The sequence below is a fragment of the Phaeovulum vinaykumarii genome (assembly GCF_900156695.1).
GTDB classification, from domain to species: domain Bacteria; phylum Pseudomonadota; class Alphaproteobacteria; order Rhodobacterales; family Rhodobacteraceae; genus Bieblia_A; species Bieblia_A vinaykumarii.
In genome coordinates this window covers 270,668-296,186 of the sequence record NZ_FTOM01000001.1, presented here as the reverse complement: position 1 = coordinate 296,186, position 25,519 = coordinate 270,668, and the positions used below count along the sequence as shown (strand labels likewise).

At 69.6% G+C, this 25,519-nt stretch carries 24 protein-coding genes; 17 read left to right on the top strand and 7 right to left on the bottom strand.

The window, feature by feature from the left end; translation table 11 throughout:
* Positions 1–20: 20 nt before the first annotated feature.
* From uvrC to ubiA, 7 genes are all read right to left on the bottom strand, one after another.
* The gene (gene uvrC / locus BW949_RS01440; RefSeq protein ID WP_083947515.1) at positions 21–1,925 is read right to left on the bottom strand and encodes an excinuclease ABC subunit UvrC; all 1,905 of its coding nucleotides are present in this window, start codon (positions 1,923–1,925) and stop codon (positions 21–23) included.
* Positions 1,926–2,280: 355 nt separating this feature from the next.
* Complete coding sequence (locus tag BW949_RS01435; protein WP_076363673.1) at positions 2,281–3,051, bottom strand: SDR family oxidoreductase; 771 nt, start codon at positions 3,049–3,051, stop codon at positions 2,281–2,283.
* Positions 3,052–3,134: 83 nt separating this feature from the next.
* Complete coding sequence (locus tag BW949_RS01430) at positions 3,135–4,145, bottom strand: calcium/sodium antiporter (RefSeq protein WP_235816174.1); 1,011 nt, start codon at positions 4,143–4,145, stop codon at positions 3,135–3,137.
* 161 nt (positions 4,146–4,306) lie between these two features.
* Positions 4,307–5,122, bottom strand: coding sequence for a S49 family peptidase (locus BW949_RS01425; RefSeq protein WP_076363142.1), 816 nt, complete (start codon positions 5,120–5,122; stop codon positions 4,307–4,309).
* Positions 5,123–5,289: 167 nt separating this feature from the next.
* The gene (locus tag BW949_RS01420; protein WP_076363141.1) at positions 5,290–5,619 is read right to left on the bottom strand and encodes a hypothetical protein; all 330 of its coding nucleotides are present in this window, start codon (positions 5,617–5,619) and stop codon (positions 5,290–5,292) included.
* 16 nt (positions 5,620–5,635) lie between these two features.
* The gene (locus BW949_RS01415; RefSeq protein WP_076363140.1) at positions 5,636–8,551 is read right to left on the bottom strand and encodes an OmpA family protein; all 2,916 of its coding nucleotides are present in this window, start codon (positions 8,549–8,551) and stop codon (positions 5,636–5,638) included.
* A gap of 241 nt (positions 8,552–8,792) precedes the next feature.
* Positions 8,793–9,803: a 4-hydroxybenzoate octaprenyltransferase gene (ubiA, locus tag BW949_RS01410; protein ID WP_076363139.1), complete on the bottom strand. Its 1,011-nt coding sequence runs from the start codon at positions 9,801–9,803 to the stop codon at positions 8,793–8,795.
* A gap of 12 nt (positions 9,804–9,815) precedes the next feature.
* Between ubiA and BW949_RS01405 the strand changes: the two genes are divergently transcribed.
* The 17 genes from BW949_RS01405 (at position 9,816) to nuoH (ending at position 25,514) form a co-directional block, all read left to right on the top strand.
* A complete protein-coding gene (locus tag BW949_RS01405; protein WP_076363138.1) occupies positions 9,816–10,541 on the top strand; it encodes a 16S rRNA (uracil(1498)-N(3))-methyltransferase in 726 nt (241 codons plus the stop codon).
* Positions 10,542–10,674: 133 nt separating this feature from the next.
* Entirely contained in the window at positions 10,675–11,292 is a 618-nt protein-coding gene (locus BW949_RS01400) for a hypothetical protein (protein WP_076363137.1), read from the top strand.
* Between the two features lie 167 nt (positions 11,293–11,459).
* Positions 11,460–12,806 (top strand): glutamate--cysteine ligase, encoded by a 1,347-nt coding sequence (locus BW949_RS01395; RefSeq protein WP_076363136.1) that lies wholly within the window; start codon positions 11,460–11,462, stop codon positions 12,804–12,806.
* A 738-nt stretch (positions 12,807–13,544) separates the two neighbouring features.
* Positions 13,545–13,910, top strand: coding sequence for an NADH-quinone oxidoreductase subunit A (locus BW949_RS01390; protein WP_076363135.1), 366 nt, complete (start codon positions 13,545–13,547; stop codon positions 13,908–13,910).
* The gene (locus BW949_RS01385) at positions 13,901–14,434 is read left to right on the top strand and encodes a NuoB/complex I 20 kDa subunit family protein (RefSeq protein ID WP_076363134.1); all 534 of its coding nucleotides are present in this window, start codon (positions 13,901–13,903) and stop codon (positions 14,432–14,434) included. Before BW949_RS01390 ends, BW949_RS01385 begins: the two co-directional genes overlap by 10 nt.
* Before the next feature lie 16 nt (positions 14,435–14,450).
* On the top strand, positions 14,451–15,050 hold the full coding sequence (locus tag BW949_RS01380; RefSeq protein WP_076363133.1) for an NADH-quinone oxidoreductase subunit C: 600 nt from the start codon (positions 14,451–14,453) through the stop codon (positions 15,048–15,050).
* A 26-nt stretch (positions 15,051–15,076) separates the two neighbouring features.
* Complete coding sequence (locus BW949_RS01375; RefSeq protein WP_097176966.1) at positions 15,077–16,285, top strand: NADH-quinone oxidoreductase subunit D; 1,209 nt, start codon at positions 15,077–15,079, stop codon at positions 16,283–16,285.
* Complete coding sequence (locus tag BW949_RS01370) at positions 16,285–17,421, top strand: NADH-quinone oxidoreductase subunit E (RefSeq protein WP_076363131.1); 1,137 nt, start codon at positions 16,285–16,287, stop codon at positions 17,419–17,421. The genes BW949_RS01375 and BW949_RS01370 overlap by 1 nt, the downstream gene beginning before the upstream one ends.
* Before the next feature lie 25 nt (positions 17,422–17,446).
* Entirely contained in the window at positions 17,447–17,923 is a 477-nt protein-coding gene (locus tag BW949_RS01365; protein WP_076363130.1) for a hypothetical protein, read from the top strand.
* A gap of 1,086 nt (positions 17,924–19,009) precedes the next feature.
* Entirely contained in the window at positions 19,010–20,305 is a 1,296-nt protein-coding gene (nuoF, locus tag BW949_RS01360) for an NADH-quinone oxidoreductase subunit NuoF (protein WP_076363129.1), read from the top strand.
* A 5-nt stretch (positions 20,306–20,310) separates the two neighbouring features.
* A complete protein-coding gene (locus BW949_RS01355) occupies positions 20,311–20,742 on the top strand; it encodes a DUF5333 family protein (RefSeq protein WP_143524388.1) in 432 nt (143 codons plus the stop codon).
* Between the two features lie 9 nt (positions 20,743–20,751).
* The gene (locus BW949_RS01350; RefSeq protein WP_076363127.1) at positions 20,752–21,261 is read left to right on the top strand and encodes a hypothetical protein; all 510 of its coding nucleotides are present in this window, start codon (positions 20,752–20,754) and stop codon (positions 21,259–21,261) included.
* Positions 21,261–21,554, top strand: a complete 294-nt coding sequence (locus BW949_RS01345) for a hypothetical protein (protein ID WP_076363126.1) — start codon at positions 21,261–21,263, stop codon at positions 21,552–21,554. The genes BW949_RS01350 and BW949_RS01345 overlap by 1 nt, the downstream gene beginning before the upstream one ends.
* Positions 21,551–21,949 carry a hypothetical protein gene (locus BW949_RS01340; RefSeq protein WP_143524387.1) on the top strand — a complete coding sequence of 133 codons (399 nt, stop codon included), beginning with the start codon at positions 21,551–21,553 and terminating at the stop codon, positions 21,947–21,949. The genes BW949_RS01345 and BW949_RS01340 overlap by 4 nt, the downstream gene beginning before the upstream one ends.
* A gap of 58 nt (positions 21,950–22,007) precedes the next feature.
* Positions 22,008–24,023, top strand: coding sequence for an NADH-quinone oxidoreductase subunit NuoG (gene nuoG, locus BW949_RS01335; protein ID WP_076363124.1), 2,016 nt, complete (start codon positions 22,008–22,010; stop codon positions 24,021–24,023).
* Complete coding sequence (locus BW949_RS01330) at positions 24,020–24,463, top strand: hypothetical protein (protein ID WP_076363123.1); 444 nt, start codon at positions 24,020–24,022, stop codon at positions 24,461–24,463. Before nuoG ends, BW949_RS01330 begins: the two co-directional genes overlap by 4 nt.
* 13 nt (positions 24,464–24,476) lie before the next feature.
* Positions 24,477–25,514, top strand: coding sequence for an NADH-quinone oxidoreductase subunit NuoH (gene nuoH, locus BW949_RS01325; RefSeq protein ID WP_076363122.1), 1,038 nt, complete (start codon positions 24,477–24,479; stop codon positions 25,512–25,514).
* Positions 25,515–25,519 lie beyond the last annotated feature (5 nt).

Here is a 25,519-nt window from a genome sequence, read left to right as displayed (position 1 = left end):
ACGCGGGCCGGGCAGGCCCGTCAAGCCCGGTCATTGAAGAAGTTCCAGATCGTCTCGGCCATCGCCTCCGAGATCCCCGGCACGGCCTGAAGATCGGCCAGCCCTGCGCGCGCCACCGCCTTGGCCGAGCCGAAATGCGCCAGCAGCGCGCGCTTGCGCGCCGCGCCCACGCCCGGCACCTCGTCCAAAGGGGTGGCGGTGATGGATTTCGCCCGCCGCGCGCGATGCGCGCCGATGGCCCAGCGGTGGGCCTCGTCGCGCAGGCGCTGGACGAAATAGAGCACCGGATCGTTCATGCGCAGCGCGAAGGGCGGCGCGCCGGGGCGGTGGAATTCCTCCTTGCCGGCGTCGCGGTCGATGCCCTTGGCCACCCCCAGCATGGCAATGTCATCGACGCCCAGCTCGGTCATGATCTCGTGCACGGCCGACACCTGCCCCGCGCCGCCGTCGATCAGCAGAAGGTCCGGCCAGGCGTCGGTCTGCCGGTCGGGGTCTTCCTTCAGCAGCCGCGTGAAGCGGCGCGTCAGCACCTCGCGCATCATGCCGAAATCGTCGCCCGGCGTCAGGTCGGTGCCCTTGATGTTGAACTTGCGATACTGGCTTTTCAGGAACCCGTCGGGCCCGGCCACGATCATGCCGCCGACCGCATGCGCCCCCTGGATATGCGAGTTGTCATAGACCTCGATCCGCGCGGGCGGCGCGGCCAGGCCAAAGGCTTCGGCCAGCCCGGCCAGAAGCCGGTTCTGCGCGGCGCTCTCGCTCATCCGGCGGGCCAGGCTTTCGCGGGCGTTGCGCGCGGCATTCTCGACCAGCTCGGCCTTCTCGCCCCGGCGCGGCACGGCGATCTCGACCTTGCGCCCGGCGCGTTCGGACAGAAGCTGCACCATCAGGTCGGCGTCCTCGATCGGATGCGACAGCAGGATCAGCCGGGGCGGGGGCTTGTCGTCGTAGAACTGCCCGAGGAAGGCCTCGAGCACCTCGGCCTCGGCCGCGCCTGCGCCGGTGCGGGGGTAGAAGTCGCGGTTGCCCCAGCTCTGGTGGCCGCGGATGAAGAACACCTGCACGCAGGCCTGCCCGCCCTCGGCATGGAGCGCGATCACATCGGCCTCGGCCACGCTGCGCGGGTTGATCCCTTGGGCGCTCTGCACCGCCGTCAGCGCGCGGATGCGGTCGCGCAGGGCCGCGGCGCGCTCGAATTCCATCGCCTCCGAGGCGGCCTGCATCTCGCGGGCCAGCTCCTCCTGGATGCGGGTCGAGCGCCCCTCGAGAAACAGCTTGGCATCGCTGACCAGCGCGGCATATTCCGCCGCGTCGATCCGGTCCACGCAGGGCCCCGCGCAGCGCTTGATCTGGTATTGCAGGCAGGGCCGGGTCCGCCCCTCGAACATCTGGTCCGAGCAATTGCGCAGCAGGAAGGCGCGTTGCAGATGGCTGAGCGTGCGGTTGACCGCCCCCGCCGAGGCGAAGGGGCCGAAGTAATCGCCCCGATCGGCGCGCTTGCCGCGGTGCTTGACGATGCGCGGAAAGCGGTGGTCGGTGATCAGGATGTTGGGAAAGCTCTTGTCGTCGCGCAGCAGCACGTTGTAGCGCGGCTTGAGCTGCTTGATGAGGTTCTGCTCGAGCAACAGCGCCTCGGTCTCGGTGCGCGTCGTCAGGAACATCATCGACGCGGTTTCCGAGATCATCCGGGCGATACGCGGCGAATGCCCCGAGGGCCGGGCATAGTTCGACACGCGCGCGCGCAGGTTGCGCGCCTTGCCGACATAGAGCACCTCGCTTTTCGCGTTGAGCATCCGGTAGACGCCGGGCGAGCCGTCGAGGCTGCGCAGCAGGCTGTGGATCAGCGCATGCCCGGTCAGCGCCTCTGCCGCATCGTCGGGGGCGGGGACATCATCGCAGGGAGGCGGGGGGTCGCTGGGCGCCATTTCGGGGGACTCGGACTTGCGGGCGGGGGACACTGGGTTTGCGGGTTCTAACGTTCGGTTGATTGTCGATTCTCCTGCCCCGGCTGCCAACATGACGCCGCAAGATCAAGGGCGAACCTGTCCACTGAATCTGTGGGTAAGTCTGTTGAAAGAATTCCTGGCGTCTCAAAAATCCCTTGTTTTCTGACCTCTTCCCGTGATTGCCCAAGAAATAGGCAAAAAATCAAGTGATTGAAAAAAAATATAAATTTTTTGACCATCGATCAAGTAACTGAAAAAATTTACAGATTCGTAACGACTTTGTCGAGAACGGTTCCGAGGTGGACAAGTCAAGACGCAACCGCGCCCCGGCCCGTCATTCCAGACCCAGGATGTCGGGCGTCTGCCAGCCCAGATGCTGGCCGCCGTCGATGCACAGAAGCTGTCCGGTGACCGCCGGCGCATCCAGGAAATACCCCAGCGCCGCGCAGATATCGGCCGGATCGGCGCCGCGGCCCAGAACGGTGGCGGCGCGCTGGCGGGCGAAATGCTCGGCCGACTGGCGCCCGCCCTGCAAGGTGGGGCCGGGACCGATCGCGTTGACGCGGATGTCGGGCGCAAGGCCTTGCGCCGCCGTCTGCGTCAGCGCCCACAGGCCCATCTTGGCAATGGTGTAGGTGGCGAATTCGGGGGTCAGCTTGCGCACCCGCTGGTCGATCATGTTGACGATCAGCGCCCGCGCCATCGGCTCGCCGTTCACGATCTGCGCGGCGGGCGCCTGGGCGGCAAAGCCCTGGGTCAGCACGAAGGGCGCGCGCAGGTTCGACCCGATATGGCGATCCCAGCTTTCGCGCGTGGCGGTGCGGAAGTTGTCATATTCGAAGATCGAGGCATTGTTGACCAGCACGCCCAGCGGGCCCAGTTCGGCCGCGGCCGCGGGGATCAGCGCCGTGGTCTGGCCCTCGTCCAGAAGGTCGGCGTGCAGCGTGATCGCCCGCACCCCCAGCGCGCGGGCCTCGGCGGCGGTCTCCTCGGCCTCGACCGCCGACCCGGCGTAATGGATCGCCACGTCATGCCCGCGGCGCGCCAGTTCGAGCACCATCGCCCGCCCCAGCCGGCGCGCGCCCCCCGTCACCAGCGCCGGCAGCGGGCCGCGCCCGGCCGGGGCCGCGTCCGGATCGGCGCGGGTCTCGGTTTCGGCATCATCTTTGGTCACGGGCACGACGACGTTCACATCCCCTCCGGTCCGGCAATGGCAAGGCTCAGGATATAAAGCCCGTAAATCGCCACCAAGGCTACCCCCGCAAGCCGTCCGATCGGTTTTCCGGTCATGGCGAAGGGCGCGATCAGCACGGTGACGCCGATCATCACCCACAGGTCGCGCAGCGCGATCCCCGGCGGCACCGCGATCGGCGTGATCAGCGCGGCGATGCCGATGATGGCCAGCAGGTTGAAGATGTTGGACCCGATCACGTTGCCCATGACCAGATCGCCCCGCCCGCGCGCTGCCGCCGCCAGCGAGGTGGCCAGTTCCGGCAGCGAGGTGCCCACCGCCACCAGCGTCAGCCCGATCACCTCATCCGAGATGCCGGCATCATGCGCGATCCCCGTCGCCCCGTCGACCAGCAGTGCGGCCGCCAGCGGCAGCCCCGCGATCCCCAGCGCGATATAGAGAAGAAAGCGCCAGATCGGCAGCGTCTCGGCCTCCGTGGCGACCTCGTCGACCTCGGGGGCGGGGGCGGCGGGCCGTCCGGCGCGATGGGCCAGTGCTGCGCGCAGCTGATCGCCCAGGATCAGCGCCATCCCGAGAAGCAGGACCCCCCCTTCCAGCACGCCAAAGCTTCCGCGCGTGGCCAGCGCCACGAAGCCCACCGTCGCCACCAGCATCATCAGGTAATTGATCCGCGTGCCGGGCGTGTTGCAGGCCAGCGGCGCGATCAGCGCGGGCAGGCCCAGCACCAGAAGCAGGTTGGCGATGTTCGAGCCCACGACCGAGCCCATGGCGATCCCGGCCGAGCCGTCGAGCGCGGCCGCGATCACCACCGTCAGCTCGGGCGCCGAGGTGCCGAAGGCCACGATCGTCAGCCCCACGATCAGCGCCGGCACATGCGCCCGCAGCGCCAGCGCCGCCGCCCCGCGCACCAGGAATTCGCCCGCCAGCGCCAGCCCCACGAAGCCCGCGATCACCGCCAGCCAGTCGCCCAGCGGCCCCGCGGGCCAGATCGCCATAAGCGTGTTCATCGGTCATCTCCGCAGCGGCAGCGGTTCGGGTTCAACCGTCCGGCCAGACCTTGTGCGACGGGCCGGCCGCAGCGCCGGCAACGCCTGGTGCGAAAGCCCCCCAGCATGGCCAGGATCGCCATGCCGAGAAGGAACAGGATCATGACCCGCAGGAGCATCGTCTAAAGTCCGTAACGCGCCCAGAGCGCATGTTCTTCGGCCGCGCTGACCAGCGCGCGCGCGGTGTCGGCGGTGCGGCTCTGGGCGCCGAAGCGGCGCAGCAGCCCGCGTTTCTGCCCGTAGCGCACGAATTTCACCTTGTCGCCGTAAAGCGCCTTGAGACGCGGCTCGGCATGGCCGATGCCGTCGATCAGGCCCAGCTCGACCGCCTCGCGGCCCAGCCAGAAATCCCCGGTGAAGAGGTCGCGCCCGGTTGCCAGCCGATCGCCGCGGCGGGTCTTCACATGGTCGATGAAGCCCTCGTGCATGGGCCCGAGGATGGCGCGCAGCCGCGCGATGTCTTCGGGGTTTTCGGGGCGGAACGGGTCCATGAAGCTCTTGGACTTGCCGGCGGTATGCACCCGCCGTTCGATCCCCCAGCGTTCGATCAGCGCCGGAAAGCCGAAGCCCGCCGAGATCACCCCGATCGAGCCGACGATGGACAGCGCATCGGCGTGGATGTCATCGGCCGCGCAGGCCAGCCAATAGCCGCCCGAGGCCGCGACATCCTCGATGAAGGCATGGACCGGGGTGCCGGTCTCGTCGGCCAGCCGCCGGATGCGCGCCGCGATCAGCGCCGATTGCACGGGCGAGCCGCCCGGCGAATTGAGGATCAGCGCCACCGCCTTGTGGCGCTTGCGGGCAAAGGCGCGCTCGATCACCGGGCCAAGGCCGGTGTCGGACAGCCCCTGCTGGGTGCCGGCCCGGCCTGACAGGATCGGGCCTTCGAGCCGGATCACCGCCACCGAGGGCTTGCGGGAGGGAAGGGACAGTTTCATGCGAGAGGATGTAGGCACCCGCACCGAAAGGGGCAAGCGCCCGCGCTGCATTTCGCGCGCGGCGAAAGGGGCGCGCGTCCGGGCGCGTGGCGGCGCGCTTGTCGCCGCCAAAGGGGCTGGTCGCAGAAAGGGGGCCGGACGCAGAAAGGGGCGGCCGCGCGGGGGGCTCAGCCCGCCTGATGCATACGCTCGATATAGGCGCGCAGCTCCTCGGCCTCGTGGCGGGCGTCGCGCAGCCCGTCCATCGCGGCGCGGGCCTCGGCCTCGGCCTGGGCCAGGCGGTTGCTCAGCTCGCGCTCGTGGTCCTCGTAATAGGCGATGGCCTGATCGCGCTGTTCCTCGGCGTCATGCAGCGCCTGGGCCATCTGCTCCAGCTCGCCCATGTCGGCGCGCGTCACCCGCGTCAGCCGGTGGATCAGCCACGAGGCGAACCAGCCCAGCGAGAAGGCGATGAGCAGCACGATCGTCGTGACGATGATGAATTCGGTGCGGTTCATGGGATGTCCTTCGGGCTCAGCCTGCGGTGCGGCGCGGATTGGGAAGCGGGCGCGGCGTGTCTGCGTCCGGGCTCTGGATCTCGATGGCGGCGGGGGCGGGCAGGGCAGAGGCGCGGCCGCTCTCGGCGGGGGCGGCCTCCGCGGCCGGGGTGCCGTTTGCAAAAGCGCTGCTGTCCTGCGCCTGGACGGCGCCGGGTTCCGGCGCCAGGGCCGCGTCGCCGTCCGGCGCCGCGGTGGGGGCGTCGCGCGCGGGCGCATCGGTGGTCGCCGCGGGGGACGAAGCTTGCGGCGATTCTGACGGCGATTCCGGGGCGACTTGCGGCGCGTCTTCCGCCTGCTCGGGGGCCGCACCGGGCGCGAGAGCGGCGGCGGCGGGTTCTTCTGTCACGGGCGGTGAGTCGGAGAGCGGGGCTTCCGTGATCTGCGCTTCGGGGGCTTGCTCGTCTGCGGTCTGCTCCGACGGGACGGTGTCGGCTTTCTCTTCCGGGGCCACGTCGGCGGGGCGTTCGGGGGCCATGCTCTCGGGCGCGCCCGGCGCTTCGGAGGGGGGCGTGTCTGCAGAGGCGGCCTCTTCCGCGACGGCCTCGGGGGCGGTGCCCTCGGGGAGGGCGCTTTCGGGGCTTTCGGCCCCGGTATTTTGGGCCCCGGTGTTCTGGGCCCCGGTGTTCTGGGCCCCGGTGTTTTGGGTCACGGTGGACCCGGCCTCGGTGCTTTCGGCCTCGGGGCTGTCGGTTCCGGTGGCTTCGGGCGCTGGGTTGTCGACAGCCTCGGCCTCGGCAGCCTCAGGGTCTGCGGGCTCGGCGTCTGCGGGCTCGGCGTCTGCGGGCCCGGCGTCTGCGGGTGTCGTGTCTTCGGGCGCGGCAGCGGGCGCAGCCTCGGAGCTGGTGGCCGGGCGCTGCGTCGGCCGGGGCGTGTCGGGCGTGGGGGCGCGCACATCGAGACCCGGCGCGTCTTGCGTGTCGGTCACGGTCGCGGCCGCCTCGGCGGCGGGGCCCTCTGCGCCCGTCTCTGCGCCCGGTTCTGCACTGGCCTCCGGGGGGGCGGCCGCCTCGCCCGCCTCGGCGCCGGTTTCGGGCGCGGGCGCCGCGCGGCCATCGGCGGGCAGAAGCGTTTCGGCCACCGGCTCCTCGCTCAGCAGCAGGAATTCGATGCGGCGGTTGGCCTCGCGCCCGGCTTCGGTGTCATTGTCGGCAATGGGCTGGCTTTCGCCAAACCCCTTGGCCGAGAGATTGGCCACCGACACGTCGCGCGCCAGAAGGGCCGCGATCACCGCCTGGGCGCGGTCCATCGACAATTGCAGGTTCAGATCCTCGCTGCCCTGGCTGTCGGTATGACCGGCCACCTGCATGCGGTAATCGGTGCAATTGTCCATCAGCCGGGCCAGCTCGTCGACCGTGTCCACGGTCTCGGCGGTGATCTCGGCCTTGCCGGGCTCGAAGGTGATCTTGTGCGCGGTCAGCGCCCCGTTCAGCCGGTCCACGCATTCGCGCGCGCTGGGCAGCGCCAGGGCCGGGTCCAGCCGCGGGTTGTAGCGGATGTCGAGATCGTATTGCGCGCCCTCGCCCAGCCGCGCCGACAGGATGCGCGCGGCGTCATCCGAGGCCGCCGGATGCCCCGACACCCCCGCCAGCGTCACCAGATCGGGCGTCACCTCAAGCCGGCCCTCGCTGAGCGTCGCCATGGCCTCGAGCCCGGCGATGACCCGTGCCGCCCATCCGGCGGGCACGCTGGCATCAAGCCGGGTCGCGGGCGCGACCGCCTCGGCGCCGAAATGGGCCCGCGCCAGCGCCTCGATGGCCTCGCGCTGGGCGGCATCGGCCAGCCGGCCGGCCAGCGTGATCTGCCCGCTTTCGTCCAGCGCCGCGGTGAAATCGGGGCCGGGCGCGCCGGTGCCGGCGGCCGGTTCGGCGCGCGTGGCATGCAGCGAGAAGACCTCGGGCAGGTTCGATTCGAGCGTCCCCACGGCGCGGTCATAGGCCCCCTGCGAGACCTGCGCCGGCGCCAGAAGCGAAATATCGGCATCCGAGAAGGTGACCGATCCCGCCCCCATCTCCCCCAGCGCGCGCACCGCCATGGTGACCGCATCGCCCCATTGCGGGCTGGGCACGCCCATGCCGATGGTGCAGCCCAGCTGGCCCTCGGCCCCGGCCTGGCGCGCGGCGGCAAGGATGCGGTCGCGGGCGCGCTCGGTATCGGCCGAACAGGCGTCGAAGCGCGCGCCATCGGCGTCGATCACGAAGCGCAGCGTGAAGGGGGTGATGACGGGGCGCGGCGCGGTGATGTCCAGCGTCACCTGAAGGCCTGCGGGAATGCGCCGCTTGAGGTCGGTCTCGACGCGGGTCTTGTCGCGCGGGGAATCGGTGATGGCGGTGATCGCCACCTCGCCCGGCGCCACAGACACCTTGGAACGCGGCAATTCGCTCAGCGCGGCCAGCGCGAAGGCCGCCGCCCGTTCCCAGCCGGGGGGCACCGGATAATCGGCGCTTTCCAGCATGTCGGCGATCTGCCCGCCCACCGCCAGCCCGCGCAGCCGCGCCACCATCGCGCCGCGGTCGGTCGAGGCCGGCACCAGCCCGATCAGCGAGATGCCGTCGTCATTGCGCAGGATCTCGAGGGCGAATTCCGGCGGCGCCAGGCTTTCGGCGGCGGCCACCTCGGTCAGATCGACGATGCGGCCGGCGTCGATGACCTGGCCCGCGGCGGTGATGGCGCGCAGCCGCCGGGCCTCGCTGGGGGCGGTGCCGCGCAGCACGACCTGAAGGCCGTGGGCCTCGACATCGGCCCAGGACTGGCCCGCGGTTTCCAGCGCCACCCGGACGGCACGCGCCGAGCCCTGTTCGATCAGCGTGGCGCTGCCCCCGGCCACGACGGAGAACAGCACCGTGGCGACCACGAAGCTCAGGGCGGTAAGCGGTTGCGGGCCAATGCGCATGCGGTGGCCTTTCCTTGGGCCCGCGGCGGCCGGCCGGGGCCGGTGCCGAAGGGATGGTCCTTCCTGCCGGCCGGGCGGGCGGCGCGGGAGGGACACGCGGGCGGGACTGCCTGCGGGGTCGCGCGCGCCGCTGCCGGCGGCCGGTTCGGCGCCGGGGCGGGCCTGCGATCATGCAGGGCCACCCTCGCGGCCGGGTCCGCCCGGTTTAGGGGCCGGGCGGGGTCAGATCAATGCCCCCGGCTCAGTGCACCGCGGCAGCGGCAAGAAACAGCGCAGGCAGAAGCCCGGTGTCGCGGCTGGCGCGGAACAGGCGCAGGCAGGTGTCGGGGTTCTCGGTGTCGAGCTGGCGCAGCTGCCAGGTCATGTGCCAGCCAAACGACCAGGGCGCGCAGATCGCCAGGAACAGCTTGGGCCAGCTCGGGTCGGTCGGCAGCAGCGCCACCAGCACCGCCGCGGCCATCAGCACGACCGAACTGAGCATGAAGCGCATCAGCCAGATCGGCGTGTCCTCGGCAAAGAGGCGCGCGGTCGATTTCACCCCGATCAGCGCGTCGTCTTCCTTGTCCTGATGGGCGTAGATCGTGTCATAGAACAGCGTCCAGGCGATCCCCGAGGCATAGAGCAGCACCGGCGCCAGCCCCATCTCGGCGCCATGCGCGGCCCAGGCCACCAGCACGCCCCAGTTGAAGGCCAGCCCCAGGAAGATCTGCGGCCACCAGGTGAAGCGCTTGGCAAAGGGATAGATCGCCACCAGCCCCAGCGACGCGATCCCCAGCAGGATGGCGGTCACGTTGAACGAGAACAGGATCAGCGAGGCCACCAGCGACAGCCCGATGGCAAAGAGAAGCGCGCCCTTGACCGTGACCTGACCCGACGGGATCGGCCGCGAGCGCGTGCGCGCCACCGACCCGTCGATGTTGCGGTCGGTGATGTCGTTCCAGGTGCAGCCCGCGCCGCGCATCAGGAAGGCGCCGATGGCACAGCCCACCGCGATCCAGATGTCGAAGGCGCGCACCCCCGTGGTCGAGGCCGCCAGCGCCAGCCCCCACCAGCAGGGCAACAGCAAAAGCCAGGTGCCGATCGGACGATCGGCGCGGGCCAGCCGCAGATAGGGGCGCGCCCATTCCGGCGCGTAGCTGTCCACCCAGTTGCGGCTGTAGGCATCGGCCACGCGCCCCGCGGGGTCGGGGCTGCCTTGCGGGCTCTGGGGTCGGTTGTCCTCGGGCTCTGGCGTTTGGCCGGGCGCGCTCATATTCTCCCCCTCATGGCTGATACGAAGATCCGACTTCATCTAGAGCAACCGCTTGGGCCGGGGCAACCGCTCGCGCTTGATGCGGATGCGGCGAACTACCTGTTTTCGGTGATGCGGATGGCCGCAGGGGACACGTTTCTGGTGTTCAACGGACAGGCGGGGGAATGGCGCGCCGAGGTGACGCGGGCGGCCAAGCGCAGCGGCGAGGCGATCTGTCGCGCCCAGACCGCCCCCCAGCGCAACCCGCCCGACCTGTGGCTTCTGTTTGCGCCGATCAAGAAGGCGCGCACCGATTTCATCGTCGAGAAGGCCACCGAGATGGGGGCCGCGCGCATCGTGCCGGTGCAGACCGACTTCACCAATTCCGAGCGTATCCGCCGCGACCGGCTGGCCGCCCATGCCCGCGAGGCCGCAGAGCAATGCGGCGGCACCTTCGTGCCCGAGGTTGCGGACCTCGAACGGCTGTCGCGGTTGCTTGACCACTGGCCCGCCGAACGCCGCCTGCTGTGGGCCGACGAATCGCGGGCCGGCCCGGTCGAGACGCTGGCGGGGCTGCCGCGGGGGCCCTGGGCGATCCTGATCGGTCCCGAGGGCGGTTTCTCGGAACCCGAGCGCGCGCGTCTGGGCGCGATGGCGGCGGTGACGCCGGTGGCGCTGGGCCCGCGCATCCTGCGCGCCGATACCGCCGCGGTGGCGGCGCTGACGCTGTGGCAGGCGCATCTGGGGGATTGGGGATGAACGCGCCGGGCGCGCGGGCCCGAGGGTGCGAACACCGTGGGCGCAAGGTCTTGGGGCGCGAGGTCTTCGCGCGCGAGGGGGCTGTGCACAGGCGCCGCCGCCCCGGTGGCGCCTTTCGCGCGGGGGCGGGCGCATGATCCGCCCGGCGGCGCGGGCGTTCCTGGCCCGCCACGCGGAACTGGCCGCGGCGGCGGGCTGCGGCGCGGCGGGGCTGTGGTTGGCCACGCGCGGCGGCTGGTTCCTGGCCGCGGTCGGGGGCGCGCTGGCCGCGGTTGCGGCCGGCTGGGCGGTGATCGCGCTGCGGCGCCTTGCGTTCCTGCGCGCGCCTTCGGGGCCGGGCGTCGTCGAGATCGACGAGGGCCAGATCGGCTGGCTGGGGCCTGCGGGCGGCGGCTATGCCGCGCTGCGCGACATCGACGCGGTGGCGCTGGTCGAACGCCCCGACGGCCCGGCCTGGGACTTGCGGCTGGCCGACGGGCGGCGAATGCAGGTGCCGCTGGCCGCCGCCGGGGCCGGGGCGCTCTATGATGCCTTTGCCAGCCTGCCGGGGATCGACATGGCGGCGCTGGCGCGGGCGGCGGCCGGTGCGACCATTGGGGCCGGGGATGGGGCCGGGGATGGGGAAGATGCGGCGGCGGGCGCCGGGCCCGTGTCCGGGCCGCCCGGCCGCGTCGTGGCCTTTCCTGCCGCGGGCAGGGCGGTCCCGCTCTGGCGTCGCCCGCGCGGGCCGGGGGCGGCGGGCGGGGTCTGAAACGGCCTCGTCCGGGCGCCTCCGGGGGGCGTTTCTGCCCGTCTCGCGGGCGTCGCTTCTGCCGCGCGCGGGCCTGCGTCGAAAACGCACGGTGCGCCCTTGACTCGGACAGGCCCGCGCGCCACCTGTGCCATTCCCGAACGGCCAATCTGCGGAGTCCTCCTTCCATGTCCATTCCCCAAGAGGGCGGCGGCCCGATCGAGGATCAAGCGCAACTTGCCGAATTCCTGGCCGCGGGCGAGAAGCCGCGCGACGACTGGCGCATCGGCACCGAGCACGAGCGCTTCGGCTATCTGACCGCCACCGGCGCGCCGCTGCCCTATGAGGGGCCGTCGAGCGTGCGCGCGCTGCTCGAGGGGCTGCGCGACCGCTTCGGCTGGACCGAGATCCGCGAGGCCGGCGCGCTGATCGGGCTCAAGCGCAATGGCGCCAACATCAGCCTCGAGCCCGGCGGGCAGGTGGAATTGTCGGGCGCACCGCTGCCCGATGTCCATGCCGCCGTGGCCGAAACGCGCGATTATCTCGACGAGCTGGCCGCCGTGGCCGCGCCGATGGGTGTGTCCTTTGCCAGCCTGGGCGCGGCGCCGGTCTGGCGCCACGAGGACATGCCGATGATGCCCAAGGGCCGCTATCGGCTGATGACGGGCTATATGGGCAAGGTGGGCCAGCTTGGCACGCAGATGATGTACCGGACCTGCACGGTGCAGGTGAACCTGGACTTCGCCTCCGAGGCGGACATGGTCAAGAAGCTGCGCGTGGCGCTGTCGCTGCAACCGGTGGCGACCGCGCTCTTTGCCAATTCGCCCTTCCTCGAGGGGCGCGAGACCGGGCTGAAATCCTGGCGCTCGCGGATCTGGCGCGATCTGGACGCGGCGCGGACGGGCATGCTGCCCTTCGTCTTCGAACCGGGCTTCGGCTATCAGGCCTATGTCGATTACGTGCTGGATGTGCCGATGTATTTCGTGCACCGCGACGGGCGCTACATCGACGCGCTGGGCCAGTCGTTCCGCGATTTCCTGGAGGGCAAGCTGCCGGCGCTGCCGGGCGAGCGGCCGACGCTGTCGGATTGGGCCGACCATCTGACCACGGTCTTCCCCGAGGCGCGGCTGAAGCAATATCTGGAAATGCGCGGTGCCGATGCGGGCTCGACCGCGCATCTGGGCGCGCTGCCGGCGCTGTGGGTGGGTCTGCTCTATGACCAGGGGGCGCTGGATGCGGCCTGGGATCTGGTCAAGGGCTGGGACCACGAGACGCGGCAGGGGCTGCGGGTGGCGGCGTCCGAGCATGCGCTTCAGGGCGAGGCCGGGGGCGTGAAGCTTGGGGCGCTGGCGCGCGAGGTCGTGGCGTTGGCGCGGGCGGGCCTTGAGGCGCGGGGTCTGGGCGAAGAGCGGCATCTTGCCGTGCTCGAGGCCGATGCGGCGGCGGGCGAGGTGCAGGCCGACCGGCTTCTGGCGCAGGCGCGCGGGCCCTGGGCGGGCGATCTGTCGCGCGCGCTGGCCGCGGCGGCGGATTGAGCGCCCGCTGACGGCCCCTGGACGGGCCCTTTGACCGAGCGCCCGGCCCGCGTTGAGCGATGTCGTGAGGCGATTTGCCCGAAGGGGCCGCGCCCGTTTGATGGGAAGGGGGGCGAGGCGTCTTGCCCGGAGGGGGGCGGGCCCCCGGCGGCATCGAGCCGCCGGCGCCCCGGCGTCCGCGGCGCCCCTGCGGGGCTGGGGACGCAGGCGCCCGCGGGCGATGTGGCGCCGGGCGGCCAAGTCGGTTCCCCCCCCCTCTCTCTCTCTCTGCCCTCCCCTGCGGATGCCTATGCGGGATGTTGGTGCGCTGCGCCCCTTCGGGCGTGGTCGGTTCGGGGGTGGCCCAAGATGCTGCAATTGCGCGGTAAATCTTTCTGCTCTGCGGCATCGTGGCGCGCGGCACCGCGGCGCGGTGGCAGGGCGGTCCGGGGTGCGATCCGGGGCCGGCACGGCGCGCAGGGTGATTCTCTCTTTCCGGCACCAAAGCCCCCCGTCGCCGCCCTGATGGGCCGCCTTGCGGAGGGGGGAGGCGTCCGCACTGCAACGCCCGCGCGAGAGATGGTGCACAATCGTATACATTTTTCCGCCCAGCCCCCCGAAACGCCGCTTTTCGCCCCCTCCTTCGGTTGACCGGGGGCGGGGGCATCGCTACATCCTGTTGCAGGGCGGCCTGAGCGCGGCCCGTCGACCCGCCCCGGCCCGAAGGGCCCGGAGCCGCCAGCCGAAGGAGCCAGCTTCATGGACCCAGCCCTGCGCGAATATCTGCCGATCCTGATCTTTCTGGGAATGGCCCTGGGTCTGGCGCTGCTCCTGATCCTGGCGGCCGCGGTGATCGCGGTGAAGAACCCCGATCCCGAGAAGGTTTCGGCCTATGAATGCGGGTTCAACGCCTTTGACGACGCCCGGATGCGCTTTGACATCCGCTTCTACCTGGTCTCGATCCTGTTCATCATCTTCGATCTGGAGGTGGCGTTCCTGTTCCCCTGGGCGGTGGCCTTCGGGGATCTGTCGATGACCGCCTTCTGGTCGATGATGGTCTTCCTGGGCGTTCTGACGGTGGGCTTTGCCTACGAATGGAAGAAGGGGGCGCTGGAATGGGCGTGATGACCGGGGCCAATACCGCGGGCCGCGACGCCGATGTCCATACCGCCGCGCTGAACGCCGAGCTTCAGGACAAGGGCTTCCTGCTGACCTCGACCGAGGATGTCATCAACTGGGCGCGCAACGGCTCGCTGCACTGGATGACCTTCGGCCTTGCCTGCTGCGCCGTCGAGATGATGCATACCTCGATGCCGCGCTATGACCTTGAGCGCTTCGGCACCGCCCCGCGCGCCAGCCCGCGCCAGTCCGACCTGATGATCGTGGCCGGCACGCTGACCAACAAGATGGCGCCGGCGCTGCGCAAGGTCTACGACCAGATGCCCGAACCGCGCTATGTGATCTCGATGGGATCCTGTGCCAACGGCGGCGGCTATTATCACTACAGCTATTCCGTGGTGCGCGGCTGCGACCGCATCGTGCCGGTGGACATCTACGTTCCCGGCTGCCCGCCCACCGCCGAGGCGCTGCTCTATGCAATCTTGCAATTGCAGCGCAAGATCCGCCGCACGGGCACGCTGGTGCGCTGAGCGGGAAGGGGGGAAGATGATCGAGGCACTCGAGGAACTGGCGGCGCATATCGCGCTGAAGCGTCCGGATGCGGTGATCGACACCGAAGTCGCGCATGGCGAACTGAACCTGCGGGTGTCGCCGTCCCGAATCGTGGATCTGGTCGACTTCCTGCGTTCGGACGGGTCGTGTCGGTTCTCGACGCTGGTCGACGTGACCGCGGTGGACTGGCCCGAACGTCCGGCGCGCTTCGATATCGTCTATCACTTCCTGTCGATGTATCAGAACCACCGCATCCGCGTGATCGCCGCGGTGCGCGAGGATGAGATGATCCCCTCGATCACCTCGGTCTTTCCCGCCGCCGACTGGTTCGAACGCGAGGTCTTCGACATGTTCGGCGTGGTCTTCTCGGGGCATCCCGACCTGCGCCGCATCCTGACCGATTACGGCTTCACCGGCTATCCGCTGCGCAAGGATTTCCCGACCACCGGCCATATCGAGCTGCGCTATGACGAGACCGCCAAGCGCTGCGTCTACGAGCCCGTCAAGCTGGTGCAGGACTACCGCCAGTTCGACTTTCTCAGTCCCTGGGAAGGGGCCGATTACATCCTTCCCGGCGACGAGAAGCGGAGCTAGCGCCGCGCGCGCAAGAGAGGTGCATGATGGACGCCAGCTTTGACGACGTGCTCACCGGCGAGCAGAAGATCCGGAACTTCAACATCAACTTCGGGCCCCAGCACCCTGCGGCGCACGGGGTGCTGCGACTCGTTCTCGAGCTGGATGGCGAGATCGTGGAGCGGGCCGACCCGCATATCGGGCTGCTTCACCGCGGCACCGAGAAGCTGATGGAGAGCCGGACCTACCTTCAGAATCTGCCTTATTTCGACCGGCTCGACTATGTCGCGCCGATGAACCAGGAACATGCCTGGTGCCTGGCGATCGAAAAGCTGACCGGCGTCGAAGTGCCGCGCCGCGCAAGCCTCATCCGTGTGCTTTACTCCGAGATAGGGCGTATCCTGAACCATCTCCTGAATGTGACCACTCAGGCGATGGATGTCGGTGCGCTGACGCCTCCGCTGTGGGGTTTTGAGGAACGCGAAAAGCTCATGGTGTTTTACGAACGGGCATGCGGAGCGCGGCTTCACGCCGCCTATTTCCGTCCCGGCGGGGTCCATCAGGATCTTCCGCCCGCCCTTCTTGATGACATCGAGGAATGGGCCGAGGCGTTCCCGCAGGTTCTCGACGACATCGACGAATTGCTGACCGAGAATCGCATCTTCAAGCAGCGCAATGTCTGCATCGGGGTCGTGTCGGAAGACGACATCCAGATGTGGGGCTATTCGGGCGTGATGGTGCGCGGTTCGGGCCTGGCCTGGGATCTGCGTCGCGCCCAGCCCTATGAATGCTACGACGAGTTCGACTTCCAGATCCCGGTGGGCAAGAACGGCGATTGCTACGACCGCTACCTGTGCCGCATGGCCGAGATGCGCGAGTCGACCAAGATCATCCGCCAGGCGCTGGTGAAGCTGCGCGAGACCACGGGTGACGTGCTCGCGCGCGGCAAGCTGACGCCGCCGAAGCGGTCGGAGATGAAGCGCGACATGGAAGCGCTGATCCACCACTTCAAGCTCTACACCGAAGGGTTCCACGTCCCCGCGGGGCAGGTCTATGCCGCGGTCGAGGCGCCCAAGGGCGAATTCGGCGTCTATCTGGTGTCGGACGGCACCAACAAACCCTATCGGGCCAAGATCCGGGCGCCCGGTTTCCTCCACCTGCAATCCATGGATTACGTTACGCGGGGGCACCAGCTTGCCGATGTCGCCGCGATCATCGGGACCATGGATGTCGTGTTCGGGGAGATCGACCGCTGATGCTGCGCCGTTTGCACCATACCCAGCCCGAGAGCTTTGAATTCACCCCCGCCAACCTGGAATGGGCGGCGGGCCAGATCTCGAAATATCCCGCGGGGCGCCAGGCCTCGGCGGTGATCCCGCTTCTGTGGCGCGCCCAGGAACAGGAGGGCTGGCTCAGCCGTCCGGCCATCGAATATGTGGCCGACCTTCTGGGCATGCCCTATATTCGCGCGCTCGAGGTGGCGACCTTCTACTTCATGTTCCAGCTGGCCCCGGTGGGTTCGCTCGCGCATGTGCAGATCTGCGGCACGACCTCGTGCATGATCTGCGGCGGCGAGGAACTGGTGAAGGTCTGCCGCGAGAAGATCGCCAATGACCCCTTCACGCTGTCGCCCGACGGCCGTTTCTCGTGGGAAGAGGTCGAATGCCTGGGCGCTTGCGCCAATGCGCCGATGGCCCTGATCGGCAAGGATTACTACGAAGACCTGACCGCCGAGGATCTGGCGCGCATCCTCGATGAGCTGGCCGCGGGCGGGCTGCCCCGGCCGGGGTCGGCCAAGGGGCGCTATGCCTCCGAGCCGGTGACCGGGCTGACCTCGCTGACGGCGCATGAGACGCCGCATGACCCCCATAACGCTTCGGTGTCCCGCGCGCTGGCGCAGGGCGACACGGTGAAGCGGATCGACGGCACGGAAGTGCCCAACCTGACGCCCTGGCTGGGCAAGAATGCCCCGCCAAAGGTGGCCGCACCCCCGAAAAAGGTGCGGAACTCCCCACCGCAGGCCCAGCCTGCGCCGGCCGAGACCCCCGTGGTCGCGGCGAAGACCGCGGCGGCCGATCCTTCGGCCGAAGCCCCCGCTGGACATAGCACCCGACCCGAAGCTCTGGCCGCCCCGCGCGGCACGGGCGCGGATGATCTCAAGAAGATCAAGGGAGTCGGGCCCAAAATCGAGGTTCTGCTCAACAGCCTCGGCATCTACCATTTCGACCAGGTGGCCTCGTGGACCGAGGCCGAGCTCGCCTGGATCGACGACAATCTTGAGGGCTTCAAGGGGCGGGCCAGTCGGGACGACTGGATCGCGCAGGCACGTCTTCTTGCGGCGGGGATCGAAACCGAATTCTCGTCGCGGGTGGACCAGGGTGATGTCTATTGAGCTATCTCTGATGGAGGACTAATCGATGACCAAGGAATGGAATGAACTGGACGCCACCGCGAAAAGCTGGCTGGCGGCGGTCTGCATCGGGATCGTCTGTGCGGCGTTCATGATCGGCCTGGGCTACACGCCCACCGCCGGTGTGACCGCGGCGCTGTTCATCGCGATCTTCTTCGGCGTGTTCCTGGACTGGGCGTTCGGTGGCAATGACCTGCAAACCCAGCTGGACAAGACCCTTGCGAAGATGAAACCCACCAAGATGCTGTCGAACAAGGACGTCGCCATGGGCGACCCCATCTTCGACATCAAAGCCGTCAAACTGGACGGCCTGGTGGACATGCTGAAGCCCAAGTCGATGATCAAGAACGAAGATCTGATGAAGGCTGTCGGCATCCGCGGCGAGCTGTCGCTCGAGTCGCTGGGCTTCATCCAGTCGAAACCGGCTGCCAAGACCGAAGCGCCGGCCGCCAAGCCCGCGCCGAAGAAAGCCGACACCAAGTAAGGTGCTTCGGCCGACGGTCCTGCCTCGCGTGATGCGGGGCCCGGCGGGCGCGACCGCAATGTCGTTCCCGCCGGGCTGGCAGGGCCTCGGGGTTTGAACTCGCCCTCTGCCCGGTCCCCTTGGGTTCGGGCAGGGTGCTCCCCAAAGCCGGAGGGCCGGCGGACGGGGGACGTGACTGCACCGCGCGCGCAACCGGAGGGGGCGCGCATCGCGGCGCGCCGGAAGGGTCCGGTGCAGGTGAGACCGCAGGAAAAGAGGGGCGCTGCCCGGCATCTTTCCTGCATCGCATTGCCTGGGTGCAGCTCATGCCGGAGGGCCGGTCCGCAAGGGCGGCCGGCGACAGGGGCAGATTTGTGGATGCGCGGGCATCCGGATGTCTGGCCCGCCCGTGATCGGGGCAAGCTTGACTTTCTGGTTCGCGCGGCGGCCCCGCAAAGACCATGTGGCAAAGCGGCGCGCCCGGTCCCGGTGGAGGTTTCCCGCCGATGCGGCCAGGGCTGGCCGGGGTGGGGACAGGACGAACGCCGGGGCGGGCCCGGGCGGATCGAGCCGGAACGCAGGGCTGCGTTTCGTTGTGCTCTTCGCCCCGCGGCCAGTCCCGCCGAGACCGGTCGCGCCGAGATCGGTCCCGTCCCGGTCGCTCGTCCCGTGACCGGTCCCGGCGACCGGCCCGATTGCCCGCCGCGGGCGCGCTGCGCGACGACGCGTCGCCGGGCGCCGCCCGCGCGGTGGCGATACGGGGAAGGGACGAAAGCCGGGGGGCAGGACGGAAAGGCCGGGGCCTTTGCGCTTCGCCTTCGTCCGGGGCCCGCGGCGCCCGTGCGGTCCGGTCGGGGCCGGGGCAGAGATTTCGCCGCGCCATGCGGCCCCAGGAGGGAGCCCGTGTGACGCGGGCCTGGGAACGGCGGCCCGCCATGCGGGCCGTGCGACGCGGGACGCCGGGGCAAGCCTCGGCGGAAAGGGAAGGCGGGGCCCCCTAGGGGGGGTGGCCCGCGAACGGGAGACAGGTCGGCCCTCGGGCCCGGCCGCAACGGGTGGCTTCGGGGTCCGGGTTCGGGTTCGGGGGGCGCCAGCAGGGAAAAGCGCATGCTGAAAGACGAGGATCGCATCTTCACCAACCTCTACGGGATGGGTGAGCGCAGCCTTGCCGCCGCGCGCCGCCGCGGCGCCTGGGACGGGACGGCCGATATCCTGGCCAAGGGCCGCGACTGGATCATCGAGGAGATGAAGACCTCGGGGCTGCGCGGACGCGGCGGCGCGGGTTTCCCGACCGGGCTCAAATGGTCGTTCATGCCCAAGCAATCGGACGGCCGCCCGGCCTATCTGGTCATCAATGCCGACGAATCCGAGCCGGGCACCTGCAAGGACCGCGAGATCATGCGCCACGATCCGCATACGCTGATCGAGGGGGCGCTGATCGCCGGTTTCGCCATGAATGCGGTGGCGGGCTATATCTACATCCGCGGCGAATACATCCGCGAGCGCGAGGCGCTTCAGGCCGCCATCGACGAGGCCTATGACGCGGGCCTTCTGGGGCGCAATGCCTGCGGGTCGGGCTATGATTACGACCTTTACCTGCATCACGGCGCCGGCGCCTATATCTGCGGCGAGGAAACCGCCCTGATCGAGAGCCTCGAGGGCAAGAAGGGCATGCCGCGGATGAAGCCGCCGTTCCCGGCGGGCTCGGGGCTCTATGGCTGCCCGACCACGGTCAACAATGTCGAATCGATCGCCGTCGTGCCCACCATCCTGCGCCGCGGCGGGGCGTGGTTCGCCGGCATCGGCCGGCCCAACAACGCGGGCACCAAGCTCTTTGCCATCTCGGGGCATGTCAACGCGCCCTGCGTGGTCGAGGAAGCGATGTCGATCCCGCTGCGCGAGCTGCTGGAGCGGCATTGCGGCGGTGTCCGCGGCGGCTGGCAGAACCTCAAGGCGGTGATCCCCGGCGGCTCGTCGGTGCCCATGCTCAACGCCGCGCAATGCGACGAGGCGATCATGGACTTCGACTGGCTGCGCGAGCAGCGCTCGGGTCTGGGCACGGCGGCCGTGATCGTGATGGACCAGTCGACCGATGTCATCAAGGCGATCTGGCGGCTGTCGAAATTCTACAAGCACGAGAGCTGCGGGCAATGCACCCCCTGCCGCGAGGGCACCGGCTGGATGATGCGGATCATGGACCGCCTGGTGACCGGCGAGGCCGAGATCGAGGAAATCGACATGTTGCTGTCGGTGACCAAGCAGGTCGAGGGCCACACGATCTGCGCGCTGGGGGATGCCGCGGCCTGGCCGATCCAGGGCCTCGTGCGGCATTTCCGCGACGAGATCGAGGACCGGATCAAGGCGCGCAAGACGGGCCGGTCCGGCGCCATGGCGGCAGAGTGAGCGGCATGCGGTCCCTGGCCCTGATCCTGGCGGCCACGGCGGTGCTGGCGGGCTGTGTCGCGCCGGAGCCGGCCGCGCCGCCCAAGCCCGTGTCGATCCCGCGGGGGGGCGATGTTCGCAATGACATCTACGCCCAGGCGATGGCCATCGCCACGGCGCAGGTTCTGGCCAAGGAATGCCGCGAGCTGCGCTATGACGGCCGCCGCGAAGGGCTGGTGAAATCGGCGCTGGCCAACAAGGCGCGCGCGCAAGGTGTGACGGCGGCCCAGTTGCACGACTGGAAGACCCGGATCGACAAGGCCCGCGTCCAGCGCGAGATCTTCGCCTATGTCGAGAAGCGGCACATCGTCATCGGCGAGCCGCAGACCTTCTGTGCCGCGGGCCGGAAGGAGATTGCCCTCAACAGCGCCATCGGCGCCTATCTTCTCGGGAATTAGGTCACGGACATGACGCGCAACGGCATCAGCATCGGGACGGGGGGGCGCGCGGCGATCGCGGCGCCCGCGGGGCGTGCCGTGCTGGCCGGTCTGCTGGCGCTCGGGGCGCTGCCGGGGGGGGCGGTGGCCCAGGCCTCGGGCGTGCATTCGCAGAGCCTGGCCGCGCAGGGGCATCGCCCGGCGCTGCGCCGTCATCTGCGCATGGCCGAGGGCGCGACCGGCGCGCAGGTCGCCTATTTCAACGACGTCATGACCGGCGGCATGGAATGCCCGCCCGGCGCCACCGGCGATGAGGGCTGTCTCCATTGGGACGGGCTGGCCTCGTATTTCGAGGTGACGCTCGAGGGCGTGACCGAAACCGACGCGATCGAGCTCAAGAAGGGCGTCGTGGCTGCGGTGCTGGCGGTCTGCCCCACGGCCAATGCCCCGGTGCCTGCGCCCGCGGGTGTCGAGGTGATCGGGGCGCATCTCTACCGCATCGCCGCGGCCTGTCCGCCCATCGACGCAAGGGGGATGTGATGCGCGCCGCCGCTGTTCTTCTGGTTCCTCTCGCGCTTGCGGGCTGTGCGGGGCCCATCGGCCCCGATGGCGGTGATCCGCGCCGCCCGGTGCTGGCGCTGGTGCAGGGCCATCACGCCGAATGGGGCCCGGCGGGCGCGGTCATCGTGACCCGCGCGCAGGTGCCTTTCACCTATGCCGACGGCTATGACGCGCGGCGGGTGGCCGATCAGGCCTGCGGCGGCAAGGTCGCCTCGGGGGTGGATGACAATTTCCGCGATGGCGCCTGGATCTTTCCGGGGGGCTGCGCATGAGACGGGTGCTTGCGGGGATCTGCGTTGTGCTGGCCGGCTGCATGGCCGGGGATGGCGGCGCCGGGGCGCGCGCGGCCACGCTTGATGGCGTGACGCTGCGCCCGTTCGCGCATGCGGGCACGACCTATGCCGTCGGCCATGGCCGCGCGGTGCCGGTCTACATGATGGCCGAGAGGGCCGGGCAGGATGCGGGCGACCCGGCGATGGTCTGGGTCGAGACCGACAGCGGGCAGCGCCGCCCCGGCGTGGTGCTGGCCGGTCCGACGGATTTCGCCACCGCCGAGGCGGTTGCGCGGGCGTGGTGCACGGCGCGGGGCCGCCGCGCGCGCGCCGAGGCGACGGGCACGCATTACGTGCCGGGCAGCAATGAATGGTGGTTCCCGGACCTCTGCTGAGGGCGGGATCACACAGGGAGACGGGCCCGCATCGCGCGGGCGGGAAGGGACGAGAAGCATGTCGAACCTCAAGAAGATCAACATCGACGGCCACGAGCTCGAGGTTGACGGTGCGATGACCATCCTCCAGGCCTGCGAGGTCGCCGGGATCGAGGTGCCGCGCTTCTGCTACCACGAGCGGCTGTCGATCGCGGGCAATTGCCGGATGTGTCTGGTCGAGGTGGTGGGCGGCCCGCCCAAGCCCACGGCCTCGTGCGCGATGCAGGTCAAGGACTTGCGCCCCGGCCCCAACGGCGAGGCCCCGGTGGTCAAGACCAATTCGCCCATGGTCAAGAAGGCCCGCGAGGGGGTGATGGAGTTCCTGCTCATCAACCACCCGCTGGATTGCCCGATCTGCGACCAGGGCGGCGAATGCGACCTGCAAGATCAGGCGATGGCCTATGGCGTGGACTTCAGCCGCTTCCGCGAGGCCAAGCGCGCCTCCGAGGATCTGGATCTGGGGCCGCTGGTGGCCACCTGCATGACCCGCTGCATCTCCTGCACGCGCTGCGTGCGCTTCACGACCGAGGTCGCGGGGATCACGCAGATGGGCCAGACCGGCCGCGGCGAGGATGCCGAGATCACCTCGTATCTGGGGATGACGCTCGACTCGAACCTTCAGGGCAACATCATCGACCTGTGCCCGGTGGGCGCGCTGACCTCCAAGCCCTATGCCTTCACCGCCCGCCCCTGGGAACTGAGCAAGACCGAATCCATCGACGTGATGGATGCGCTGGGGTCGAATATCCGCATCGACACCAAGGGCCGCGAGGTCATGCGCATCCTGCCGCGCAACCATGATGGCGTGAACGAGGAATGGCTGTCGGACAAGGCGCGCTTCGTGTGGGACGGGCTGCGCCGGCAGCGGCTGGATCGCCCCTATGTGCGCGAGAACGGGCGTCTGCGGCCCGCCACCTGGCCCGAGGCGCTGGCCGCGGCGGCGCGCGGCATGCAGGGGCGCAAGGTGGCCGGGCTGATCGGCGATCTGGTCCCGGTCGAGGCCGCCTGGTCGCTGCGCCGGATGATCGAGGGTCTGGGCGGGCGCGTCGAATGCCGTGTCGATGGCGCGCGTCTGCCGGTCGGCAACCGCTCGGCCTATGTCGGCACGGCGGCCGTGGCAGATATCGACACCGCGCGCCGCATCTGGCTGGTCGGCACCAACCCGCGCGACGAAGCCCCGGTGCTGAACGCGCGCATCCGCAAGGCGTGGATCCAGGGCGCCGAAGTTGCGCTGATCGGCGCGCCGGTCGATCTGACCTATGACTATGCCCATCTGGGCACCGACCGCGCGGCGCTGGTGGCCGCGGCGGCCGCGGCGCAGCCGGCCGAGGACAGCCCCGGCCTGGTGATCGTGGGGCAGGGTGCGCTGAACGAAGCCGACGGCGAGGCGGTCTTGGCCCATGCCATGCGTCTGGCCGAGGCCGCGGGCGCCAAACTGCTGGTCCTGCACACCGCCGCGGCGCGGGTCGGCGCGATGGATGTGGGGGCGGTGACCGAGGGTGGTCTGGCCGTGGCCATCGACGGCGCCGAGGCGATCTTCAACCTGGGCGCCGACGAGGTCGAGATCGCGCCGGGGCCCTTCGTGATCTATCAGGGCAGCCATGGCGACCGCGGCGCGCATCGCGCCGACGTGATCTTGCCCGGCGCGGCCTGGACCGAGGAGAACGGTCTGTTCGTCAATACCGAAGGGCGGCCGCAGCTGGCGCTGCGCGCGGGGTTCGCGCCCGGCGAGGCGCGCGAGAACTGGGCGATCCTGCGTGCGCTTTCGGCGCAGCTGGGCGCCCCGCTGCCCTGGGACAACCTGGCCGGGCTGCGCCGGGCGCTGATCGCGGACTTCCCGCATCTGGGCGCGGTCGATCAACTGGCCGACAACGGCTGGGCGCCCTTGCCGCTGCGCGACCCCGCACGGGCCGATTTCCGCAATGCGGTGCGCGACCATTACCTGACCAACGCCATCACCCGGGCCTCGGCGCTGATGGCCGAGCTGTCGGCGATGGCGCGCGCGCGCGCAGCCGAAGCGGTGGCTGCGCAATGACGGCCACGCGGACCCGATACCGGGCGCTTGCGCCCCTGACGGCGGCGGCGGCACTTGCCGCCTGCGGGCCGGGCCCGGTCGCGGGCATGGCCGAGGCGAAACCGGCGGCCTTCACCTTTCACGGGGTGGAGACGCGGCTTCTGGACGGCGAGCTGGTGCAGTTCCGCGCCGGCCTGTCGCCGCGCCCCGGCGCGCGGGTCGAGGACGACACCACGCGGCAGACGGCTTCGGCCTATGCGGCGTGCGCGGCGGCGCAATATGCGCTGATCCGCGGCTATGGTTTCGCGCGCCATCTGCGCACGCGCACCACCAACGAGGACGGTATCTGGCGGGCGGATGCGGTCTACATGATTTCGCCCGCGCTGCCGCGGGGGCTGCGGACCATCGACGCCGAAGTGGCGGTGGCCGATTGCGCCGAGCGGGGAATACCGACGGTCTGAGGGGACAGGGACAATGGCAGACTTTCTTCAAACGCCTCTGGGCACCTTCCTGCTGATCGCCGTGCAGGGGCTGGGCATCATCGCCTTCGTGATGCTGTCGCTTCTGTTCCTGGTCTATGGCGACCGCAAGATCTGGGCGGCGGTGCAGCTGCGGCGCGGCCCGAACGTGGTCGGCGCCTTCGGTCTGCTGCAAACGGTGGCCGACGCGCTCAAATACGTGGTCAAGGAAATCGTGGTGCCGGCGGGCTCGGACCGCTTCGTGTTCTTCCTGGCGCCGACGATCTCGATGGTGCTGGCGATGCTGGCCTGGGCGGTGATCCCGTTCAACCCGACCTGGGTTCTGGCCGACATCAACGTGGCGCTCCTGTTCGTCTTCGCCATTTCCTCGCTCGAGGTCTATGGCGTGATCATGGGCGGCTGGGCGTCGAACTCGAAATATCCGTTCCTGGGCGGGCTGCGCTCGGCGGCGCAGATGGTCTCCTATGAGGTGTCGCTGGGGCTGATCATCATCGGCATCATCATCTCGACGGGCTCGATGAATTTCGGCGATATCGTCGCGGCGCAGGATGGCAATCTGGGCCTGTTCAACTGGTACTGGCTGCCGCACCTGCCGATGGTGATCCTGTTCTTCATCTCGGCGCTGGCCGAGACCAACCGGCCGCCCTTCGACCTGCCGGAGGCGGAATCCGAACTGGTTGCGGGCTTCATGGTGGAATATTCCTCGACGCCCTATCTGCTGTTCATGGCCGGTGAATATATCGCCATGTTCCTGATGTGCGCGCTGATGAGCCTGCTGTTCTTCGGCGGCTGGCTGTCGCCCATTCCCGGCCTGCCCGACGGTGCGCTGTGGATGGTGGCCAAGATGTGGGTCATGTTCTTCATGTTCGCCATGGTCAAGGCGCTGGTGCCGCGTTACCGCTACGACCAACTGATGCGCATCGGCTGGAAGGTGTTCCTGCCGCTGTCGCTGACCTGGGTCGTTCTGGTGGCGTTCCTGGCGAAATTCGAAGTCCTGGGCGGCCTCTGGGCACGCTGGGGCCTGCTGGGCTGAGGGAG

Coding starts and splice junctions, on each gene's coding strand:
- BW949_RS01390 (WP_076363135.1), top strand. CDS start 13,545: ATGGACCCAGCCCTGCGCGAATATCTGCCGATCCTGATCTTTCTGGGA.
- BW949_RS01350 (WP_076363127.1), top strand. CDS start 20,752: ATGACGCGCAACGGCATCAGCATCGGGACGGGGGGGCGCGCGGCGATC.
- BW949_RS01345 (WP_076363126.1), top strand. CDS start 21,261: ATGCGCGCCGCCGCTGTTCTTCTGGTTCCTCTCGCGCTTGCGGGCTGT.
- BW949_RS01330 (WP_076363123.1), top strand. CDS start 24,020: ATGACGGCCACGCGGACCCGATACCGGGCGCTTGCGCCCCTGACGGCG.
- nuoG (WP_076363124.1), top strand. CDS start 22,008: ATGTCGAACCTCAAGAAGATCAACATCGACGGCCACGAGCTCGAGGTT.
- BW949_RS01380 (WP_076363133.1), top strand. CDS start 14,451: ATGATCGAGGCACTCGAGGAACTGGCGGCGCATATCGCGCTGAAGCGT.
- nuoF (WP_076363129.1), top strand. CDS start 19,010: ATGCTGAAAGACGAGGATCGCATCTTCACCAACCTCTACGGGATGGGT.
- BW949_RS01425 (WP_076363142.1), bottom strand. CDS start 5,122: ATGAAACTGTCCCTTCCCTCCCGCAAGCCCTCGGTGGCGGTGATCCGG.
- BW949_RS01415 (WP_076363140.1), bottom strand. CDS start 8,551: ATGCGCATTGGCCCGCAACCGCTTACCGCCCTGAGCTTCGTGGTCGCC.
- BW949_RS01355 (WP_143524388.1), top strand. CDS start 20,311: ATGCGGTCCCTGGCCCTGATCCTGGCGGCCACGGCGGTGCTGGCGGGC.
- nuoH (WP_076363122.1), top strand. CDS start 24,477: ATGGCAGACTTTCTTCAAACGCCTCTGGGCACCTTCCTGCTGATCGCC.
- BW949_RS01395 (WP_076363136.1), top strand. CDS start 11,460: ATGTCCATTCCCCAAGAGGGCGGCGGCCCGATCGAGGATCAAGCGCAA.
- BW949_RS01370 (WP_076363131.1), top strand. CDS start 16,285: ATGCTGCGCCGTTTGCACCATACCCAGCCCGAGAGCTTTGAATTCACC.
- BW949_RS01405 (WP_076363138.1), top strand. CDS start 9,816: ATGGCTGATACGAAGATCCGACTTCATCTAGAGCAACCGCTTGGGCCG.
- BW949_RS01430 (WP_235816174.1), bottom strand. CDS start 4,145: ATGAACACGCTTATGGCGATCTGGCCCGCGGGGCCGCTGGGCGACTGG.
- uvrC (WP_083947515.1), bottom strand. CDS start 1,925: ATGGCGCCCAGCGACCCCCCGCCTCCCTGCGATGATGTCCCCGCCCCC.
- BW949_RS01400 (WP_076363137.1), top strand. CDS start 10,675: ATGATCCGCCCGGCGGCGCGGGCGTTCCTGGCCCGCCACGCGGAACTG.
- BW949_RS01420 (WP_076363141.1), bottom strand. CDS start 5,619: ATGAACCGCACCGAATTCATCATCGTCACGACGATCGTGCTGCTCATC.
- BW949_RS01365 (WP_076363130.1), top strand. CDS start 17,447: ATGACCAAGGAATGGAATGAACTGGACGCCACCGCGAAAAGCTGGCTG.
- BW949_RS01340 (WP_143524387.1), top strand. CDS start 21,551: ATGAGACGGGTGCTTGCGGGGATCTGCGTTGTGCTGGCCGGCTGCATG.
- BW949_RS01385 (WP_076363134.1), top strand. CDS start 13,901: ATGGGCGTGATGACCGGGGCCAATACCGCGGGCCGCGACGCCGATGTC.
- BW949_RS01375 (WP_097176966.1), top strand. CDS start 15,077: ATGGACGCCAGCTTTGACGACGTGCTCACCGGCGAGCAGAAGATCCGG.
- ubiA (WP_076363139.1), bottom strand. CDS start 9,803: ATGAGCGCGCCCGGCCAAACGCCAGAGCCCGAGGACAACCGACCCCAG.